The organism is Pseudoalteromonas ostreae (assembly GCF_018069805.1).
Lineage (GTDB): Bacteria > Pseudomonadota > Gammaproteobacteria > Enterobacterales > Alteromonadaceae > Pseudoalteromonas > Pseudoalteromonas ostreae.
Map to the genome: position 1 here is coordinate 137,624 of NZ_JAGPYN010000007.1, position 15,984 is coordinate 153,607.

Sequence of the window (15,984 nt, forward strand, 5' to 3'; positions counted from 1 at the left end):
GGCGACTTAAATCAATAAATTAGTCTATAATCGTAGATAATTACAATATCTTTACATATGTCGATATTAAGGTTCCTATCTAATGAAAAGCCAACGTTATCCTTTTTCAAATCATATAGTACTGCTGTGCTCATCGAGCCTCATTTTATCTGTCGCTGCACAGGCAAAAAATGACGATCCAAGTGTCTCTAGTTATAATATCGAAGTGATTGAGGTATATGCCCAAAAACGTGTGCAGGCAATTGAAGATGTTAGCATTGCTATAAGTCAGGTAAAAGGTGATAACCTTAAAAATCAACATTACAAAGATTCAACTGAGTTATCGGTATTTGCGCCTAATTTAAAAATTAGCCAAAATGCGGCTGAAGGCACGCCACCATCAGTAAATATCAGAGGAGTTGGTTTAGTTGACTACAATACGGCGAACACATCACCAGTGGCTATTTATGTTGACGACATTGCTGTAGGATCTGCAAGTAATCAGATTGTAAACTTTTTTGATATTGAACAAGTGGATATTTTGCGAGGCCCGCAGGGGACTTTATTTGGCCGTAATTCAACTGGCGGAGCAATTTTAATTCGCACTAAACGCCCTGAGTTTAACGATTCAGGGTATTTAACTGCTGGTATCGCAAATAATAATGCGTTTAGTATTGATGCTATGTATAACAATCAATTAAGCGATAACAGCGCGTTTCGTGTTGCTGTAAATCATCAAGACTATGACTATTCAAGCACGAATATTTTTGAGCAATCCCCTACCGCAGGAATGCAACAAACCAACGCACGGGTATCACTATTAAGTGACTTTGACACTCTACAAATATTGCTACAAGGGCACTTTGAAGATTGGCAGGGTATTGTGCAGCCTGTCGGTAATATTGGTGTAATTGCGGATCCACTAACTGGTGAGTTATGTAGTCCTAGCGAAGCAGGTTCGACAAATTGCTATGATAAATTTGGCTTTAATGACGCCAGTGACGACTTTTACACGGTTAAAGTTAATAACGATTCTCCGCATAAAACGGATGGTAAAGGGTTTAGTGCGCATATTAATTGGCAATTAAATGAGTTTAACGAAGTTATTTCGATTAGTAGTTATAATCAATTAAAGCGTGATCATGCATTTAATTGCGATGGCTCACCAGCGCGATTATGCGAAGGAAATCTTGGTTTAGATACTCACTTATTTAGCCAAGAGTTACGCCTGCAAACGCAATGGGATAAACATACTTTAACTAGTGGTCTTTACTACGCAGATGAATCAATTAAACAAAACAATGTTAACGATATCTTAAGAGATTATCGCGGTATACTAGACAGCGACTTAACCGCAACCTTCTTTTATGATAACCAAATTGACACACAAAATATTGCTATATTTAGCCAGTTAGACTATCAATTTAATTCAGATTGGTTGCTAAGTGTTGGACTGCGTTATTCCTATGAATCACTTGATTATGACTCAGTGGCACAATTAAATATGGTAGTTGATCCGAGTGATTTAGCGGGGGTTTTAGTGCCATTTTATCATGTGCAAGGGGATCAATCCGATAATGGTTTTTCTGGCCAGTTTGCTGTGAACTACCTTATTAACGATATAACTCACGGCTATTACCGTTTTGCAAATGGGATTAAAAGTGGTGGCTATAATGGCGGGTTTTTATCTTCCCAAGAGCAAGCCGAATTAGCTGACTATGGCAAAGAGCGCCTCAATGCGCATGAAATTGGTACTAAGTCATGGTGGCCTGAGCAAGGTGTACGGTTTAATTGGGCTGCTTTTTATTATGATTATAATGATCAGCAAGTGTTTATGAACCAACCATCAGGTTCACCACAAAAGCCTCCCGTGCAATTATTAGAAAACGTAGGTGATTCAGTGATCTATGGCCTTGAAGGAGAGCTTGATTATCAAGCCACTGACGCACTTTCAATACGTTTTTCGATGGGTTACATTCCCCACGCAGAATTTGAAGAATTTGTTGATCCTTTAGGTAACAGTTTGACTCATAATCGGCTGCCGTTTACATCAAAATGGAATGTTAGTGGCGGAGTCGAATATCGCATAAAGCTTGCAGGTAACCCCTTTACAACACAGTTGTTAGTTGATTATCAGTCAGAGTATTATTTTGATCAAAACCAAAACCCCTATGCTATGCAAGACGGTTACAGTTTAGTAAATGGTAATATTCGTTATCAATTGGATAATCTTAGTTTTGTATTTTGGGGTAAAAACTTATTTGACACTGAATACAGTAATTTAAAGTTTGATTTAAGCTCTTTCCTTGGCATGTTGGAAGATTTTAAAGGGGAAGGTCGCCGCTATGGCTTGGATATCAGTTATCAGTTTTAATCTTTTTGTCATTAAACTGAGGTGTATTGTATGCTGTTAAAAGCAATACAAGGTTTTTGGTATGTAGTTTTTTTAGGCTTGATAACAACATATGTCTGCGAAGTGCGTGCAACAATGTCTGCGGATGTGTTTATTTATACAGAGCAACAACAAGATATCAATTTGTTTCAAGTTGGTACCTTGTTAGCGGCAAGTTATGAAGGGTTTCCTGAAAACAGTACTCAGATTGCAACGTGGCTTGACAATAAACAACCACAAACGAGCACCACATATTATGGTGGAAGTTATTGGTTAGTTGTTGAACTTGAAAACCAGACTCAGCTAGCTGAGTTAGTGTTGTTTCCTTACAACACCTTAGTATCGGGCATTGAAACACGCGTATATGATATGTCCGATCCCACATCTGTGGTCGCACGTTATGTAACTGGTGGTATGGAAAAAAACGAATTTGCTTTCCATTACGGTAACAAAATAGCGCTCACACCAGGTAAACGCTACTTTTTGATCACCAAGTATGAAAGTGACTACTTTTACACTCCTCCTAAATTGGTATTAAAACCCTATTCAGACTTCTTTACCCAGATCACCATCGAAAACATGGTAATGATGCTGTGCTTTGGGGTAGGTATTGCTCTGGGTTTGTATAACTTATTAATTTATTTTGGTGCACGGGATGTTACTCACCTTTATTACGCCTTGTTTACAGCATGTTGGGTGTTTGCTTGGAGCCAGTTTTTCCATATCCCAGATCAACTATTTGGCTTTTATAATGCCCATTTTCATTGGCTAGGCTTTGTTTTAATACCATTAACAAATATTTTATTTTTCAATAGCTTACTAAAGTTGAAAGACAGTTTTCCACAATTATCTAAAGCATCAATTATGTTAGCTGTGGTGGCAACAGCGGGTTTACCTTTTGCCGTTATGTGGCCCGGTTTTGGGTTTATTTGGGCAACAATAGTAACGGGGTGTACGTTATGCTTAGGCCTGTACATTGGGGCTCGTAGTTGGATGAGTGGCTTTAAGCCTGCACGTTATTTCGTATTTGCTTACCTTGCTATGGCAATTCCTAACATGGTAGGAAATTTAACTAATTTAGGTGTACTGACGCCGATTGCAATCGATTTGTACTTGTTAGGCTTGATTGGAACCTCCTTAGATGCGATGTTACTCGCGTTTGCAGTGGCAAATAAATTTAGCATTTTACATGACGAGAATGTTGAGCTTAATAAAAACCTTGAGCAAAAAGTGCAATTGCGTACACAAGAGTTACAACAATTGGCATCAGAACTCACTGACGCCAGTGAAGCTAAGAGCCGTTTTTTAGCAAATATGAGTCATGAAATACGTACGCCAATGACCTCTATTATAGGTTACGCAGATGGTATTATTTTAGGTGATATTAAACCTCACGAACGAAACCATGGTATTCGGGTTATTTTACAAAACAGCCGCCATGTTTTAGGACTCATAAACGACATACTTGATATGTCAAAAATAGAGGCAAATCGCCTTGAAATTGATTTAGTTGAGACTGACTTATTTGCAACTATTGCACATATTGAATCGCTACTAGGCAAACAAATTCGTGATAAAGGCCTCAAATTTAATGTAGATTACCAGTTCCCACTGCCAGATTGGATTATTTCTGATCCGACCCGATTACGGCAAATACTATTAAACTTAGCAGCTAATGCATTAAAATTTACCACTGTAGGGCATATTCAATTAGTAGTGAGTTGCACCAAAGAGCAGCTAGTTATTAAAGTTAAAGACACAGGCATAGGTATGACTGAGGCTGAGCAACAAGACTTATTCACGCCGTTTTATCAGGCTGACTCGTCGATCTCACGTAAATATGGTGGTACAGGTCTCGGTTTAAATATCTCAAAAAGTTTAGCCGAAAAGTTAGATGGAAATATCACCGTTCATTCCCATGTTGGCAGTGGCAGTGAATTTAGCCTTAATATTACGCTACATATGCCTGAACGAGTGCGTTGGATCTATAGTTTTGATGAGATATTTTCAGGCAAAGAAAAAGAGCTGCCACACCAATATCAGCGAAACCTCGTGGGTGAAGTACTGGTGGCGGAAGATCACCCAGAAAATCGTGAGCTGATCAAACGTATTTTAGAGCGCATGGGCTTAACGGTTACCGCAGTCGAAAATGGCCAAGATGCTGTGCAAGCAACGCTAGACCATCAATTTGATTTGATTTTATTAGACATTCAAATGCCAGTGATGGATGGCGAACAAGCTATTCACATTATGCAGGCAACAGGATTAACGACACCCATTGTTGCTCTTACTGCAAATACCATGAAACATGAAGTTGACCGCTATCTTAAACAAGGGTTTATCGATCATATTGGCAAACCAATTGACCGCAGTGAATTTAGCCATAAAATTGCTAGTTATTTGGATATTGAAATGCTTGAAGATGTAAAATTACCAGCGCGTGAATTTGAGGTCCTTAAACAGGTGTACATCGAAGGGCTTAAAAAGCAGCGAGAAACAATAACCCAGCAATATACAGATGGCGACATGGTAGGGTTTGCGCAAAGTGTTCATATGTTGAAAGGAACAGCTGGAATGTTTGAGTGTGAGGCATTGTATCAACATGCAATTAAGTTAGACAAAGCCCTTAAAGCTGATAGCGTGATGTTAGATAGCCATTTAGTTAATCAAGTATTTGACGAAATTGATGATATTTTATGCCATTCAGAGCAGTAACATAATTTGCTCATCATTTTGTTGTTGAATGATAAGTATAGATGCTAAAACCACGACACTCACTGCCAACCATGGTTTAATATTTATATGAGTATTTTATAATAAAAATATGGCAGGTTATGGGTTATCAACACATTGAAATCCCACCTCAGGGTGAACAAATTAGCATTGATAATAAAGGCGTGTGGCATATTCCGGCGCAGCCGATCATTGCTTACATTGATGGTGATGGAGTAGGGCAGGATATCTCCCCTTGTATGCGTGACGTTGTGAATCATGCTGTACAATTATGTTATCAAGGAGTACGAAAAATTCACTGGATGGAAGTCTTTAACGGTGAAAAAGCTGCACAGCTATATGATGGGGATTGGTTTCCGCAAGAGACGATTCATGCGGTACGGCAGTTTAAAATAGCGATTAAAGGGCCTTTAACCACGCCGATTGGCGGAGGTTTTCGTTCACTCAATGTTGCTCTTCGTCATGAAATGGATTTATTTGTAAATATGCGGCCGATTAAAGGCTATTGCGCATTACCGTCACCGTTAAAAAAACCTGAAAATACCAATATTGTGGTGATCCGCGATAGCTCTGAAGATGTGTACTCTGGAATTGAATGGCAAGCTGGCAGTGTCGAAGCCGAAAAAATACTGGATTTTTTATGCCAAGAAATGGGCGTAACCCGTCTGCGCTTTGATCAACAATGTGGTATTGGCATTAAAAATATTTCTAAAGAAGGGTCAGAGCGGCTAGTGCGCTATGCAATAGCGTATGGGCTTGCACAAAATAGTGACTCGGTAACGGTTGTGCATAAAGGCAATGTACTTAAATTTACTGATGGTGCGTTTAAGCGTTGGGGGTTTGCCGTGGCGCAAACTGAGTTCTCAGCAATACCACACAGCAATGGCCGTTGGCTAGAAATACCGCGTGAGGGCTTGGCACCGTTAGTTATTAAAGAAGTGATTGCAGATAACATGCTCCAGCAAGCGTTAATGAATCCTGAGCAATTTGATGTAGTGGTAACAACCAACCAAAATGGCGATTATCTAGCAGATATGTTGACTGCACAAGTGGGTGGTATTGGTATTATGCCCGCAGCAAATTTAAATAACGAAGTGGCTTTTTTTGAACCAACCCATGGCACGTTTGAGCGTATTGCTGGACAAAATAGTGCAAATCCTACTAGTAGTATTTTAAGTGCGGTGATGATGCTACGGTTTATGAATTGGCACGAAGCGGCCAACAGTATAGAGCAGGCTTTACAGCAGACATTTATAGCCGGTGAAGTGACCTTTGATTTACAGGCAGAGCAGCAAAACTCGACCATCCTCAGTTGCAGTGATTTTACACAAAGGATAATCGAGCGTTTAAAAGTTTCATGAGCTACGCTGCATTGGCGTTATTGAGCGTTGCACGATACATGCAAGGGCGATTAGTCAGTGTTGCAGCACGTTGATAAATTGCTTTTGCATTATGTTCATCGCTTGGTGTACCGCTTAATGTATCCATTAAAGAAACAACAATAATAGCTGGCACCTGACAGCAATATTCGTCTAATACCGCAGTTGTTGTTTGTGCATCAACATGACAATGCGGGTGATTATGCTCAACTTGATACGCATGCAATAACGTTTGTACATCTAAACTGTCATTGTCAAAATGTTTGTTTTTACGACATTGACAGCCAAATTCATCAACCAGAGTCGCCAATGCTTGGTAAACATCATTACACTCAAGGGTGGTTTGCTTACAAAGTTGTTGTTCGATGAACGCATGTAAATGGCCGTCGATAAATAATCCGTCTTGTTGGGTGAAGCTTGCTGTAGTTTGCATCATAATGTTGTCTCTCAGTGTTAGTGGTTAACTCATTTGGTATGACTTCACTGTAGCCCTAAGCACACTATTTATGAAATTGTTGTTTTCAATAACTGATATTGATTTAATCAATAATAACTAGAGAGCTCCATTTTAATTAGGGCTTTCTAGCGATCAGCAATCGTATTAGCAAACGCTTGCAGTTCGCGGCGTAACCATAGGTGTGGGCTGGCATGATGCAGTAATGGGCTCCACAGCATTTTTACTTCAATTGGGACAATTTGAAACGGCACAGGACTAATCACTAACTCGGTATGTTTAGTTAGCAGCATTGCTTGTCGTCTTGGTAGTGTGGCGATCAGTTGTGGCGCTTGGCATAGCAAACTTGCCACCATGTAATGACGAGTAAACACCCGAATATGACGAGTTTGTTCAAGCTGCCAAAGAGCTTCGTCTACCCATCCCAGCTTTTGGCTACCAGATTTATTCGTGACGGCAGCTTCAGCCCCCCAGCCTGCACGATTTACCCAAATATGCTCTGATGCTAAGTACTGCTCTAGATCAGGCTGTTTTAAGTATGGGTTAGCTGGATGCATTAAACAGCAATAGTTATCGCGCCAGACACTGGCCTGATGAAAAGACCGCGGTAGGCCGTTGAAGCGATTGATGGCTAAGTCAATGCTACCTTTTTCCATATCTTGCAGGCTAACATCGCTGGGGCTAAGCACATCAAAATTAAGTCCTGGATGTTTATTGAGTTGCTGGGTAATAAAAGGCGCGACTAGTGTTGATTCTAAATAATCATTCGCCATAATTCTAAAGGTGAGTTCGCCAGTGGTTGGATCAAACATATCACTGGGTTGGGTTATTGCCTCAGCCATTTTTAACAGCGCTTCTATTTCAGGTTTTAAGCTCAGCGCTTTTGCAGTAGGAGTCATAGAGCCTGCGGCACGTACTAAGAGTGGATCGTCAAATAAATCACGTAAACGTTTTAGTGCATTACTCATTGCAGGTTGGGTTAATGCTAATTTATTTGCCGCTTTCGAGACATTTTGCTCATCTATCAGTACATTCAAGTACACAAGCAAGTTGAGATCGACATTTCTTATATTCATTTGATCAATCTTATTCATTCGCTGTATTAATTATCTAAATTAAAGCGTGCTTGCTAAGGTGTGTAAACCACTAAATAGACATAGTCATCATAAGTGATAGAAATATGCTAGAGCTAAAAACAGCAAATACGTTATCGACTCAAACTAACAACGCAATTGAGCAAGTCATTGCGACCAAATTAGCGCGTGCCGTATTTGCAGGCTTTGAAGCGATGTTTGCTGAGTTTTTAAATATTACCTTAGGTGCACAAAGTCGTTTTGAGCAACGGCAATGGCAAAATGTACAATCGGCAATGCGTGAGCGTTTACAAGTATATGAAAGACAAGTTAAAAATGTTAGTGAAGCGGTGCGAGTCATTGCATTTAAAGAGCTCAACGATCCGCGATTGTGGCAGCAGGCAAAGCATATTTATGGCCAAATGGTGCAAGATCATGAAAACCAACCGATTGCGCATACATTTTTTAATTCAACTTTTGGCTCGATTTGGGATGATAAAAAAATTCGCACCGTGCATTTATTTGTTTTAAAAGCCAAATACCGTGCTAAACCTCGGCCATTTGATAATTTAGTAAGGCGTATTTCATTGCAAAATGGCTTTAGCCAGGCGGTGGAGCACCTTATTTATCGCCAAGCTTTTCGGGTAGAATTTACAGATCTTGCTCATGATGTTGATATTTTGCAACGTACTTTGGCGTTAGGTGCTCAGCAGCAATGTCGTCAAGTGTATGAGCTGATGAATTTAAACGATGGCTATATTGAATACGCTAATTCACTGTTTTTCAGGAATAAAGCCTGCTACCTAATCGGTCGTTGTATCGCTAAAAATGGCGATAACATGCCCTTCGCTGTCGCTATTTTACATACGCAAAGCGGTTTGAAGCTTGATGCGGTGATGATGGGCGCAGATCAACTGAGTTTATTATTCGGCTTTGCTCGCACCTACTTTATGGTTGATACCGACCAACCCGCGCGCTACGTAGATTACTTATCAGTGCTAATGCCACATAAGCAACGATTTGAATTATTCAATGCCATTGGCTTTATTAAACATGCCAAAACCGAGTTTTATCGCTATAAGGTCGACACCACTAACAATAGTCCCATTGATGATAAGTACATTATTGCCCCCGGCACGCCAGGCATGGTGATGCTAGTATTTACCACTGCTGGCTCAGATTATGTTTATAAGGTAATAAAAGATAAATTTAGCGCGCCTAAAACATCAACCAAAGCACAGGTGATGGCGAAATACGATTTTGTAAAACAAGCGGATAGAGTCGGTCGTTTAGTCGACACCCATGAATTTCGCTATTTAGCATTTGATTTAAATCGTTTTAGTGATGAATTGCTTACCCATATGCGAGCGAGCATCGGCTCAAGCATGGCTATTGCAAATAAAGCCTTAGTGCTTAAGCATGTATACGTTGAGCGTAAAATGACACCACTTAATTTATACATCAATCAATGTGACGATAAACAACTGAATAATGTAATGCTTGATTACGGTAAGGCGATTAAAGAGTTAGCCGGGGCTAATATTTTCCCCGGTGATATGTTGATGAAAAACTTTGGTGTGACCCGTTGGGGGCGGGTGGTATTTTATGATTATGATGAAATTTGCCCATTAACGGATTGTAACTTTAGAGACTTACCGAGCAGTGAAAATAGTTTTGATGAACTAAGTAGCGAAAGCTATTTTGATGTTGCCGAAAATGATGTATTCCCGAGTCAGTTTAAAGTGTTTTTTAGTGCTGAACAGCAAGCATTTAGTCATTTTTGCCAGCAACATCAAGACTTATTTAGTCCTGATTTTTGGCTGCAATGCCAAGCTGATATCAATGCTGGGCAATTGGCTGATGTGTATCCATACAAACAAAGTTGGCGGTTTCAGGCTAAGGCTATTACCCATAAGTCTGATTAATTTTGGGCGTGTAAAAAGGTAAAGTTTCATAAAACAAAACCAAGGAAAATCATGAAATCTCTATTATTAGCAAGTTTACTCATCACCTCACATCTGGTTTTAGCTAACCCGCTATTAGGCAGTTGGGAGTTTGTGGAAGGGAAATATGCAGTTGAACAAGGTTATGTGACTGCCAAAGCACCAGAGCTGACCTCAGTTAAACTAATAACCGCCACTCATTTTAATTACATCACCCAAAAAAATGGTCAGTTTCATTATGCAGGTGGCGGGCAGTACACCTTAAAAAACCAACAATTTGTAGAGACTTTTACTTACGGTAATATTGAATCGTTGCTTGGCAAAACCATGGCTTTTGATTACAAAATTGAAGGCGATTTGTGGCATCATTCTTTGACAGAAAATGGTAAGTTAGTTGAAGCCGAAGTGTGGCGCAAAATCGATTAACTCATCAATTCAGGAGCTGCAATGCAATTTTTTTCTCATCAAGATCAGCATTTAACATTAAGCGACACCGCTAAACCGCAATTAAAAACTAATGAAGTGTTAATTAAAGTTGCTGCTATCGGCGTGAACCGCGCTGATTGTATGCAACGTCAAGGTAAGTATCCAGCGCCACAAGGCGACAGCCCCATTCTAGGGCTTGAATGCGCAGGCACTGTGATTGAGCTTGGCACCGAGGTTGATCAAAGCTGGCTTAATAAAGCGGTATTTACTTTGTGTGCAGGCGGTGCATATAGCGAATATGTGGCGGTCGATGCAGCACAATTAATGGCTTTACCAAGTGATTTAACTATGGCGCAAGGTGCAGCGATCAGCGAAGTATACTTAACCGCGTTTGGTGCGTTATTTCAACTTGGTAAGTTACAAGCAGGGCAAACAGCACTGATCCATGCTGGCGCAAGTGGCGTAGGTGGGGCAGCTATTCAAATGGCTAAACGTATTGGGGCAACGGTTGTTATTACCGCAGGTAGCGATGAAAAGTGCGAACACGCCAAAGCGCTTGGTGCCGATCATGTAATCAACTACAAAACCGACGATTTTGTTGCTTACATGCAAAACCATGGTTTAACGGCGAATGTGATTGTTGATCCGGTCTCTGGGCGCTATTTAAGTAAAAATGCAGCAATTGCCGCCATGGATTGCCAAATAATTATGCTGGCATTTTTAGATGGTCGCTTGGCAGAGGTCGATTTTGCACTTTTGTTACAAAAGCGTATTTCGTTTCATGGCTCAACACTGCGCAATCGCAGTCAAGCGTTTAAACGCCAACTACGAGATGAGTTTGTAGCAAAATTTTATGATGATATAGTAAATCAACAGTTTGATTTTAATATTTATAAAACGTTGCCTTGGCAAGACGCGGGTGAGGCACACGCCATTCTTGAGCGAAACGAAAATGCCGGAAAAGTTGTATTATTAGTTCAGTAGTTTAAAAACCAATGTTTGCCCATATAACTATGGGCAACTATAAAGCGATTTAAGGCAAAAATATGAACCCAATTATAGCAACATTAAAAGAGCACAATGTTAGCGATGAAAAAGTACACGAAATTTTTCAAGCATTTACTCAAAATCCAATGATGGCAATGGCACTTGTGCAGCAACTCGGTATTCCACCAGAGAAGTTACAAGCACTGATGGGCTTAGTAATGACCCAGCCTCATTTAATCAAAGAAGCCGCTGATTCACTTGGTATTGGTGAAGGTGAGCTTGAAAAAGCTAAGCAGCAGTTGAAAAACCAATAACGAGCTATCAATGAGAGTACCTTAGCGACTCTCATTTGTTAAACATGCAACTATTAAGCAATGTCTATCGTGTAAGCGGCCAATAAGTTTTGCATTTTTTGTTGTTCATGTGCGGCAAACTCGATGCCCACACTTAAACGATCTCCCTGCATTTGATTGTTGCGCACATGCGCACTGATCACCACGGCACTGTTGTCGATTGGTGATAGAACATGCACAAATACAGGGCGTTTTTTAAGTGCTAAAAACCCTGAATTAACATGCACAGTAAAGCGACAACCAGTCGGTGAAATATCGATGATCAAACCTTGCAATAGATTTTCACTCTCATAAGTATGCAATTTATTAATGCTAATCTTTGCTGGTATATGGGTTTGTAAACGGCTGACTTCACGCAGTTGCCGACTCTCAATATTCTTAGGATAAGCAAGGTAAAGTAACTTTTCTGGTCGAAACGAAATAGCTAATATAGTGGTTGAAAATGCGACGCACTCGCCACGTTCACCTTCGACTATATAACGTACAATCGCGCCATTGCCTTCTTTTAACACATCAGCATATTGGTTTTTTTTGGCTTGAACAGGATACTTTAAAATTAAATACTTACCAGCTTCATAGCCAACTAAAGAGAGTTTGAATCTGACACTTAATGGATTAGTGAACTGAATGTCGATTAATTTACCTGGCAGTAAGTCTAAACAAAACTTAGCTTTGCTAGCTTGCGCAGGTTTGCCGTGTATAATTTCCATATATGCGTAGTTATTATTATTTGTTCCGAATAGTATCCATCAAAAGAGCTAAAAAATCACTACGAAAAACGACTGGTATTAGTTTTTAGCCTTAATTAGTAAAAGTATACATGCCTTGTTATAAAGTTGATTGAACTAATAAATATCTGCTTTGTCTATTAAATAGCATACTAACTTATGGAACAAAACTGTGAAATACCTTTATAAAGTATGGAGAAATAACCGCTCGTTAATCGTATTTATCTCGCTGATGTGTGTTTTTAGAAGTGCAGTGGCTGACTGGTACGAAGTACCTACAGGCTCAATGCAGCCAACCATTGTTGAGGGCGACCGTATATTGACAGATAAAATGGCGTATGACCTACGAGTGCCTTTTACTAAAATTTCGCTGGTCAAACTAGCCGAGCCACAGGCCGGCGATATTATTGTATTTGATTCTGTTGCGGCACAAAACCGCCTAATAAAAAGAGTAATAGGTGTACCGGGAGACACTGTTGCTTTAGTTAATAATCAACTTGTTATTAACGGTGAAAAGCTTAATTACGAAACTGTAGCTGAAACCGCCATAAACCGAGTGGAAATAGAGAATTTGCATGGCATAAAACATACCGTAAAACTCGCTAAGCAGCGCTCTTATATGCAAAATTTTGATCCACTTATCATCCCTACAGATATGTATTTAGCAATGGGGGATAACCGTGATAACAGTGCTGATTCACGAGTAATAGGCTTAGTACCAAGAGCTGAATTGCTCGGAAGGGCAAAGCGGGTGATAGTTTCACTGGATTACGATGACTATTACTTACCACGTAAAAACAGGCTTCTAAAAGAATTACAGTAATAGTAAGCGCTGTTATAGTCTTATAAAGGATAACACTGATAAAGAATAGTAGTGCAAAAAATAAGGTGAAGTTAACTAGTTATTTACAGGTATTTATTTGATAGCTAAGATAAATGCCGTAGATAAAATTGTTATACCTTCTAGGAAGCTCAGTGAAACTTTTAGCTTTGTTATTTTTATTTACTTAAATATCAACTTTTTCTTGTGATAAAAAAAGCGAAATAAAGAAAGTAGCGGCGTTTATAACTCAAGATAACTTCGCTGATTTATCAGAAATAACGGTTTATTACCCTGTTAATTATGGTGTTGCTGAGGCTGTAACTGCTGTAATCTCTCTAGGTGAGATTGATAGGGTAACCTTGTATGTCCCTACAATTATTTCTGAACCATATGCTTTTGAAAGCAATCATGAGCTAGCTGATTATAAAGTATCAACCTTTACAATTAAGACTGATTCGATAAATGTGGCTTATATTACTGTGAATTACCGAGCTCCGCAGAAAAATGATGGCTTAATCACTTTTTGTATGGGACTTTTTCGAGTCTATAAAATAAGTGAATTACTGATAAAGAAGGTATAATAAACACATCAAAAATGACTTCAAACGCTTGGCTGGCTCTCATTCTTCGCTAATTATAGCCAAGCATTTTCCGCAATTTATGCGGGTGTTAACTTAACATGGTGCCCATATTGAGAGTTTCAGAAAGGCTGAAATATGCAGTCATCTTATCTTTTGCCAGTTGGCCACTATTCATTTGGCTGGGCACAGATCTCGTCGGTAGCTTTTGCGCACTTTCAGGGTTTATAGTTGGCTATTACTTTGCTCCAATAACTCACAGACAAACCAAAAAGTACCAAGTACAGCTTTTAGGTTTGGGCATGGGCTTTCTAGCTCTGTATTTATCGAGCTTTTTAAGAAGTATATTTGAGTTAATTTCAGGTGAGCCTTTTAAAGGTGTAGGTTACTACTTAATATCAGCACTAACAGGGCCTTATTTTGGTTTAATGTTTTTCGGTATACCACTTATAATTTTTTCTTTTACCAATTATATGATTTGGGTATGGTCATCCAAACGTTAAGTTAACCGGGTAGCCGCAGGTCGCTAACCTCAGCCTCCACACCAGCCATCATGCGCTTTTTGTTAACAGGAAGTACAATGCGCGATTCACCTCCCGTAATGAATATTTATCCAAATATCTCTCAGTGAGGTTATTTTATTGAAGGAATGTCAAAGGTCAGACTGTATTGAGCCAGCATTCTTTTAAGTAAAAAGCGCAAGCTTACAGTTAACAAAGGGATGAATAAATTGACCTTATGCGGTCAAACGAAAGTGAATGCCTTCGCTTCATCATGTGGCAACTGTATTGCCTGGTTCATAATATAGAAAAATGACAAAGCACGATGTACTAATTAGGGTAAGCCCTTACTTCCTCTAATACAGCCACCACAGATTTTTGAACACTCTCCTATAGGAGATGTGATGTGCTAGTTTTTCACTTATTCAACAGCTTTAAGGCGCTTTGTTATAGCTTGAAGTTTATCTTCTAGAGTGAAAGACAGTACCAATGTTTCTTCTACAACTTCTTTTGTCTCATCTACTAACCCCATCAGCTCCGATTCTTGTTCTTCATCCAAGCCTAAGATAATAATTTTTGATTGCACCGCTTGAGATAAATCATTAACGAGTATTCTTATTTGTTTATCTTGATCTAAACATAACTTTTTTATCGTGCCAAAATCTTCAGCAAGTTGACTTTTAAGGCTATTTAATGCGAGTTGCCGTATACTGTTTTTTTCTAATTGTTCTTCAATAAAGTCTATTCGACTTTCTACAATGGTAAGTAAGATAGCAAAGTTATCGCGAAGACGACCAAGTAAGTCTTCATCTCTTGCATTGATCCCTTTTACTATCATTGAGCAGGTAGGCGAGTTAAATAATAAATTGGAACTAAATGGCACTATTCGCTTGGCTCCTCGGCCTAACTCAAGAATTTCTTTTTCTAAGCCAGTAATAGTGTGTTGTGGAAATTGGTGATATTGCTTTGCTACTCGAAACTCTACACAACAGCTCGCGCCTACATTGGTAAAATAGCGTTGGATATTGCTAAATAAGGTATTCAGATCCGTTACTTCAAGATTGTCGGTAAAAAATGTTACCAACTCTCCAAGTTCACTTGCCTGTTGCATCGATGTGAAAGCGGTAGAAGAAGCTACATCGAACATTTCTTTTAAGTTGTTACGCTCTGAAATACGCAGCTCAACACGTTTTAATTTTTCACAAAGTTCTTTGAAATCGACTGGCTTAGCAATATAGTCATCGCCTCCATATCCATAAGCGGCGAGTTTGTCTTCACTTGATGTTAAGGCTGAGATAAATATAATTTCACACTCGTCGTACGCACCGCATTCCTTTATCTCTTTAACTAAATCGTAACCCGTGAAGTCATTACTAAGTAAGATATCCATCAGTACTACCTGTGGCTGATGCTCTTCCATCAAAGCTAAGATGGGTTCGCTCCCATCTGATGAAGTAATGTCATATTGCTTAGATAGCACCATTTCCATGATATTTCTATTTTGAGGGTTATCGTCGATGGACAATATTTTCACATGCACTCCTAAATTTAATTATCCTTATGCTGCATTATTTGATAATAGCCATGGAAATGGTTACCCGCAAATAATAAACTCATTTATGTTTTGAGCGCAGGC

The 15,984-nt window shown here is 39.3% G+C and carries 13 protein-coding genes and 1 pseudogene; 10 read left to right on the forward strand and 4 right to left on the reverse strand.

The genetic code is table 11. From position 1 onward, the window contains the following. Nucleotides 1-82 precede the first annotated feature (82 nt). From J7338_RS07580 to icd, 3 genes are all read left to right on the forward strand, one after another. Nucleotides 83-2,353: a TonB-dependent receptor gene (locus J7338_RS07580; RefSeq protein ID WP_210796486.1), complete on the forward strand. Its 2,271-nt coding sequence runs from the start codon at nt 83-85 to the stop codon at nt 2,351-2,353. Between the two features lie 30 nt (nt 2,354-2,383). Next, complete coding sequence (locus tag J7338_RS07585) at nt 2,384-5,086, forward strand: 7TM diverse intracellular signaling domain-containing protein (protein WP_210796487.1); 2,703 nt, start codon at nt 2,384-2,386, stop codon at nt 5,084-5,086. A 119-nt stretch (nt 5,087-5,205) separates the two neighbouring features. After that, on the forward strand, nt 5,206-6,465 hold the full coding sequence (icd, locus tag J7338_RS07590; protein ID WP_210796488.1) for an NADP-dependent isocitrate dehydrogenase: 1,260 nt from the start codon (nt 5,206-5,208) through the stop codon (nt 6,463-6,465). A 1-nt stretch (nt 6,466) separates the two neighbouring features. Here the strand turns inward: icd and J7338_RS07595 are convergent, their stop codons facing one another. Further along, entirely contained in the window at nt 6,467-6,916 is a 450-nt protein-coding gene (locus tag J7338_RS07595; RefSeq protein WP_210796528.1) for a hypothetical protein, read from the reverse strand. Between the two features lie 149 nt (nt 6,917-7,065). Beyond that, nucleotides 7,066-8,013 (reverse strand): LysR family transcriptional regulator, encoded by a 948-nt coding sequence (locus tag J7338_RS07600; RefSeq protein ID WP_210796489.1) that lies wholly within the window; start codon nt 8,011-8,013, stop codon nt 7,066-7,068. Nucleotides 8,014-8,117: 104 nt separating this feature from the next. Between J7338_RS07600 and aceK the strand changes: the two genes are divergently transcribed. The 4 genes from aceK (at nt 8,118) to J7338_RS07620 (ending at nt 11,680) form a co-directional block, all read left to right on the forward strand. Further along, nucleotides 8,118-9,935 carry a bifunctional isocitrate dehydrogenase kinase/phosphatase gene (gene aceK / locus J7338_RS07605; RefSeq protein ID WP_210796490.1) on the forward strand — a complete coding sequence of 606 codons (1,818 nt, stop codon included), beginning with the start codon at nt 8,118-8,120 and terminating at the stop codon, nt 9,933-9,935. Between the two features lie 51 nt (nt 9,936-9,986). Continuing rightward, the gene (locus J7338_RS07610; protein WP_210796491.1) at nt 9,987-10,379 is read left to right on the forward strand and encodes a hypothetical protein; all 393 of its coding nucleotides are present in this window, start codon (nt 9,987-9,989) and stop codon (nt 10,377-10,379) included. A 21-nt stretch (nt 10,380-10,400) separates the two neighbouring features. After that, nucleotides 10,401-11,363 carry a zinc-binding dehydrogenase gene (locus J7338_RS07615; RefSeq protein WP_210796492.1) on the forward strand — a complete coding sequence of 321 codons (963 nt, stop codon included), beginning with the start codon at nt 10,401-10,403 and terminating at the stop codon, nt 11,361-11,363. 62 nt (nt 11,364-11,425) lie between these two features. Further along, complete coding sequence (locus J7338_RS07620; RefSeq protein WP_210796493.1) at nt 11,426-11,680, forward strand: DUF2999 family protein; 255 nt, start codon at nt 11,426-11,428, stop codon at nt 11,678-11,680. A 53-nt stretch (nt 11,681-11,733) separates the two neighbouring features. On the opposite strand, the gene J7338_RS07625 is transcribed toward J7338_RS07620, so the two are convergent. Further along, entirely contained in the window at nt 11,734-12,429 is a 696-nt protein-coding gene (locus J7338_RS07625) for a flagellar brake domain-containing protein (protein WP_210796494.1), read from the reverse strand. A gap of 190 nt (nt 12,430-12,619) precedes the next feature. On the opposite strand from J7338_RS07625, the gene lepB reads away from it, so the two are divergent. The 3 genes and pseudogenes from lepB to J7338_RS21125 all read left to right on the forward strand — a co-directional run. Further along, on the forward strand, nt 12,620-13,270 hold the full coding sequence (lepB, locus tag J7338_RS07630) for a signal peptidase I (protein ID WP_210796495.1): 651 nt from the start codon (nt 12,620-12,622) through the stop codon (nt 13,268-13,270). Between the two features lie 691 nt (nt 13,271-13,961). Then, complete coding sequence (locus tag J7338_RS07635) at nt 13,962-14,351, forward strand: hypothetical protein (RefSeq protein WP_210796496.1); 390 nt, start codon at nt 13,962-13,964, stop codon at nt 14,349-14,351. Between the two features lie 200 nt (nt 14,352-14,551). Continuing rightward, nucleotides 14,552-14,664: pseudogene (locus J7338_RS21125) on the forward strand (transposase); the annotation flags it as partial. Between the two features lie 105 nt (nt 14,665-14,769). Here J7338_RS21125 and J7338_RS07640 read toward each other — a convergent pair. Further along, nucleotides 14,770-15,882, reverse strand: coding sequence for a response regulator (locus J7338_RS07640; protein ID WP_275074549.1), 1,113 nt, complete (start codon nt 15,880-15,882; stop codon nt 14,770-14,772). Nucleotides 15,883-15,984: the final 102 nt, after the last annotated feature.

Bases quoted from the DNA above. Each gene is read 5' to 3' on its own strand.
- J7338_RS07625 (WP_210796494.1), bottom strand. From the start codon at position 12,429: ATGGAAATTATACACGGCAAACCTGCGCAAGCTAGCAAAGCTAAGTTT.
- J7338_RS07580 (WP_210796486.1), top strand. From the start codon at position 83: ATGAAAAGCCAACGTTATCCTTTTTCAAATCATATAGTACTGCTGTGC.
- icd (WP_210796488.1), top strand. From the start codon at position 5,206: ATGGGTTATCAACACATTGAAATCCCACCTCAGGGTGAACAAATTAGC.
- J7338_RS07600 (WP_210796489.1), bottom strand. From the start codon at position 8,013: ATGAATATAAGAAATGTCGATCTCAACTTGCTTGTGTACTTGAATGTA.
- J7338_RS07615 (WP_210796492.1), top strand. From the start codon at position 10,401: ATGCAATTTTTTTCTCATCAAGATCAGCATTTAACATTAAGCGACACC.
- J7338_RS07595 (WP_210796528.1), bottom strand. From the start codon at position 6,916: ATGCAAACTACAGCAAGCTTCACCCAACAAGACGGATTATTTATCGAC.
- aceK (WP_210796490.1), top strand. From the start codon at position 8,118: ATGCTAGAGCTAAAAACAGCAAATACGTTATCGACTCAAACTAACAAC.
- J7338_RS07620 (WP_210796493.1), top strand. From the start codon at position 11,426: ATGAACCCAATTATAGCAACATTAAAAGAGCACAATGTTAGCGATGAA.
- J7338_RS07585 (WP_210796487.1), top strand. From the start codon at position 2,384: ATGCTGTTAAAAGCAATACAAGGTTTTTGGTATGTAGTTTTTTTAGGC.
- J7338_RS07610 (WP_210796491.1), top strand. From the start codon at position 9,987: ATGAAATCTCTATTATTAGCAAGTTTACTCATCACCTCACATCTGGTT.